Annotated in this window: 3 protein-coding genes; 2 read left to right on the plus strand and 1 reads right to left on the minus strand. The window is 64.3% G+C overall.

The annotated features are described in order from the left end of the window. The coding region (locus VFE81_RS09890) for a 3'-5' exonuclease (RefSeq protein WP_325044421.1) at positions 1-1,669 on the plus strand (1,669 nt) is incomplete at its 5' end. Then, positions 1,666-2,589 carry a 5'-methylthioadenosine/adenosylhomocysteine nucleosidase gene (locus VFE81_RS09895; protein WP_325044422.1) on the plus strand — a complete coding sequence of 308 codons (924 nt, stop codon included), beginning with the start codon at positions 1,666-1,668 and terminating at the stop codon, positions 2,587-2,589. The genes VFE81_RS09890 and VFE81_RS09895, both read left to right, overlap by 4 nt. A gap of 248 nt (positions 2,590-2,837) precedes the next feature. On the opposite strand, the gene VFE81_RS09900 is transcribed toward VFE81_RS09895, so the two are convergent. Beyond that, positions 2,838-4,007 (minus strand): AMP-binding protein (locus VFE81_RS09900; protein ID WP_325044423.1); only part of this gene is annotated, 1,170 nt, incomplete at its 5' end.

A 4,007-nucleotide genomic window follows, 5' to 3' on the forward strand; every position in this document is an offset into this window, starting at 1 on the left:
CTGGCTGAAGATGCTGGCCGGACAGACCAACTCGATCTTCGCGGTCGGCGACGACGACCAGTCGATCTACGCATTCCGCGGCGCGAACGTCGGCAACATGCGCGACTTCGAACACGAGTTCAACGTCCGGCACATGATCAAGCTGGAGCAGAACTATCGCTCGCACGGCCATATCCTCGACGCGGCGAATCAGCTGATCGCCAACAACTCGCGGCGTCTGGGCAAAAATCTGCGTACCGACGCGGGTCACGGCGAACCGGTGCGGGTCTACGAGTCCGCCACCGATACGCAGGAGGCCGGCTGGATCGTCGAGGAAATCAAGGCACTGATCAGCACCGGCACGTCGCGCAGCGAAGTCGCGATCCTGTATCGCAGCAACGCGCAGTCGCGCACGATCGAACACACGCTGGTCAATGCGGGCATCGCGTATCGCGTGTACGGCGGTCTGCGCTTCTTCGAGCGTCAGGAAGTCAAGCACGCGCTCGCCTATCTGCGTCTGATCGACAATCCGAACGACGACACCGCGTTCGTCCGCGTCGTCAATTTTCCGACGCGCGGCATTGGTGCGCGTTCGATCGAACAACTTGCTGATGCGGCACGTCTGTATAACTGCTCGATGGCCGCGGCGATTCCGTATGTCGCGGGTAAGGCGGGGTCGAGCCTTGCCAGCTTCGCGAACCTGATCGGCAGGATGCGCGCGGAAACGCAGCAGATGAGCTTGCCGGAAACGGTCGAATGCGTGGTTCGCACGAGTGGTCTCACGGAGTTCTATCAGAACGAACGCGAAGGCCAGGACCGGCTGGAGAACTTGCAGGAACTGGTCAATGCGGCCGCGGCTTTCGTCAGCGAAGAAGGCTACGGCATGGATACGCCGGCGCGCTCGATTCCGCTGCGCCCAGGCGCGACCGCAGCGCCCGAGCTGGCCGTCGCCACCGACGATCCGAATGTCGTCGTGCTGGACGCGCCCGGCATCGACGATCCGGCGCAGAACCCGGACACGATGACGCCGCTCGCCGGTTTCCTGTCGCACGCATCGCTGGAAGCGGGTGACAACCAGGCGCAAGCCGGTCAGGAAGCCGTGCAGTTGATGACGGTGCACGCGGCCAAGGGCCTCGAGTTCACGGCGGTGTTCATTACGGGTCTCGAAGAAGGGCTGTTTCCGCATGAAAACAGCGCGATGGAATCGGACGGACTGGAAGAAGAGCGCCGTCTGATGTACGTGGCGATCACGCGGGCCAAGGAGCGTTTGTATCTGTCGTTTGCCCAGAGCCGGATGCTGCACGGCCAGACGCGTTACAACATCCGCTCGCGCTTCTTCGACGAACTGCCGCAGGAAACCCTCAAGTGGCTCACGCCGAAGGTCGAGGCAGGCGCGCGTTGGGGTGGCCGCTCGGATAATGCCGGTTATGGTCGCGACTGGTTCGCGCGGCCGGGTTACACGGGCCCTTCGTCGTCAACGCCGGCGCCGTTGCCGGCCTTCGCGAACGAACAGCGCGCGGCTGAAACGGGGTTTCGCGTCGGCCAGCAGGTGTTCCACACCAAGTTTGGGGAAGGCACGATCACGGCGCTTGAAGGCGGTGGCACGGATGCCAAGGCCCAGGTCAAATTCAAGCGGCACGGCGAGAAGTGGCTGGCACTTGCTGTGGCTAAATTGCAGGCGGTTGAATGAGCGAGGGCGATGTACGCGGGGCGGCGGTGGGGGCGGACGGCGCAGGCGGGACAGGGTCAGGTTCAGGTTCAAGCGCGGCTGCCGTCGGTGCAACAGGTTCGGGCGCGGTTGCTGCCGTTGCGACCGGCATCGATCCAAACCGCAGCGGCGCGCCGGTCTCGCATCGTCCGCTCGGTATTCTGGCGGCCTTGCCGCAGGAACTCGGCGATCTGATCGACGCGATGCGCGCCGAATCCGGCGTGCGCACCATCACGCATGGTCAGCGCGACTATCACCTTGGCACCGTTCACGGCGCGCCCTGCGTTGTGACGCTGGCGCGCGTCGGCAAGGTTGCGGCGGCGGCCACCGTCAGCGCCTTGATCCATGCGTTCGATGTCGAAGCAGTCGTGTTTACCGGCGTTGCGGGTGGCGTGGGGACTGAGGTGCGAGTCGGCGATATCGTCGTCGCCAACGTGCTTATGCAACACGACCTCGACGCGTCGCCGCTGTTTCCGCGGTTCGAGGTGCCTTTGCTCGGCGTGTCACGTTTTACCGCCAATGCGGCGCTTGCCGATCAACTGGCCGCGGCCTGCGAGCGTTTTGTCGCCGAAGAGGGCGCGGCGTCGGCGGCGCGCTTCGGCACGCGCGAGCCGCGCGTCCATCGTGGGTTGATTATCAGCGGCGATCAGTTCGTCGCGAGTGCAACGGGCGTCAAAGCCTTGCGCGATGCGCTGCCGGATGCGCTCGCGGTGGAGATGGAAGGCGCTGCGATCGCGCAGGTCTGTTACGAGTATGGCGTGCCGTGTGCGGTGGTGCGCACCATTTCCGACACGGCCGACGATCACGCGCCCGAGTCGTTCGTGTCGTTTCTCACGGAGATCGCTGGGACGTATTCGAATGCGATTCTGACGCGGTTTTTAGCGGCACGTAGCCCGGCTTGAATCGCGGTGAACTGTGAATCGGCCGCGCAACTGAGCGGTCGCAGGTAGGCTGGCAGAGAGGCCCCGACGGTACATGGGCCCTGGTCTGAACAACCGCCTCACAAAGCGCTGATTACGCGCCTGGTACCTTCGATTGACTTGATGCGCGGGAAGGCGTGCTGGCGAAATGTCGCGATCGCAACATCAGGCATGAACCAGCAGTGCGACGATGCGTGCAACACGTTCGCCCTTTGCACGTATATCGCCCGTTATCCCTTCCCTGAATCCCCCAGCGCCTCGCGTACCTGCTGCAAAGCCGCCGGATCTTCGATCGTCGGCAGATCGCCCGGTTCGCGTCCCTCGGCCAGCGCCGCAATCGCGCGGCGCAGCAGCTTGCCCGAGCGCGTCTTCGGCAGCATCGACACCACGACCACCCGCGCCGGCCGCGCAATCGCGCCCAGCCGGCGGTCGACCGTCGCCGTGAGATCGGCTTCCAGCTTTGCCCGCGATTTGTCGTCCGCATAGGCTTGCGCGTCGCGCAGCACGACGAAGGCCATGGCCACCTGACCCTTCAGCGCATCCGTCACGCCGACCACCGCCACTTCCGCGATCGCCGCGTGGCTCGACAACGCTTCCTCGATCTCGCGCGTGCCGAGCCGATGGCCGGCGACATTGATCACGTCGTCGGTGCGGCCAAGGATCGTCACGTATCCGTCTTCGTCCTGAATGCCCCAGTCGAACGTCGAGTAGACCTGCTGGTTCGGAATGCTCGACCAGTACGTGCTGACAAAGCGCTTGTCGTCGCCCCATACCGTCGACATGCATCCCGGTGGCAGCGGATATGCCAGCGTGAGCACACCTTTTTCGCCGGGCGGGCAGGGCTCGCCGGTCAGTTCGTTACGCAAGGTCAGGTTGAAGCCGGCCGACGGCACGCCCGGCGAGCCAAGCCTGGTGGGCAGAGCGTCGACGCCGCGCGGAATCGCCAGCATCGGCCAGCCGGTTTCGGTCTGCCAGTAGTTGTCGATCACGGGCTTGCCGAGTGCGTCAGTGATCCACGCGGCAGTCGGTTCGTCGAGTGGCTCGCCGGCGAGAAACAGCGTGCGCAGGCTCGATAGATCGGACTTCTTCAGCAACGCTGGGTCCTGCTTTTTCAGCACGCGCAATGCAGTCGGCGCGGTGAACATCAGATTGATTTTGTGCTGTTCGACGAGGCGCCACCAGATGCCGCCGTCCGGACGAATCGGCGTGCCTTCATACATCACGGTAGTGAGCCCCGCGATCAGCGGCGCATAGACGATGTAGCTGTGGCCGACCACCCAGCCCACGTCCGACGCGGTGAACATTGTGTCGCCGGCTTTGCCCTGAAAGATGTGTTCCATCGATGCCGCCAACGCCACCGCATAGCCGCCGACGTCGCGCTGCACGCCCTTCGGTTTGCC

Origin of the sequence: Paraburkholderia sp. (assembly GCF_035656215.1) — a bacterium.
In the GTDB taxonomy this organism is placed as follows: Bacteria; Pseudomonadota; Gammaproteobacteria; order Burkholderiales; family Burkholderiaceae; genus Paraburkholderia.

Excerpts from the sequence above, each read along its gene's own strand:
- VFE81_RS09895 (WP_325044422.1), top strand. The coding sequence starts at position 1,666 with ATGAGCGAGGGCGATGTACGCGGGGCGGCGGTGGGGGCGGACGGCGCA.